This is a genomic window from Chryseobacterium sp. SIMBA_028, assembly GCF_046535285.1.
In the GTDB taxonomy this organism is placed as follows: Bacteria; Bacteroidota; Bacteroidia; order Flavobacteriales; family Weeksellaceae; genus Chryseobacterium.
Map to the genome: position 1 here is coordinate 1 of NZ_JAWRWZ010000912.1, position 229 is coordinate 229.

Annotated in this window: 1 pseudogene; it reads left to right on the forward strand. The window is 36.7% G+C overall.

The window, feature by feature from the left end:
• Window positions 1-46 precede the first annotated feature (46 nt).
• Window positions 47-229: pseudogene (locus SCA31_RS25860) on the forward strand (hypothetical protein); the annotation flags it as partial.

The window sequence follows — 229 nt, forward strand, 5'->3', positions numbered from 1 at the left end:
GCATATTTTGGATAAAGTCAATAGATTTTTTTCAAAAAACGGGATGGTGAAAGAAAATGAAAATGTCCTGGACTATATTAATAATGATTCTGTAATCAGTCCGAGAGAAGGAGCGGGATACTGTATTAATTACACACAGCATCAGGCCGTAGTTCCATTTTTGAAAGCCTATCTTCCATGCTATGGACAGACCGTAGATATTGCAGTATACCGGGATTTTATCTTCTCT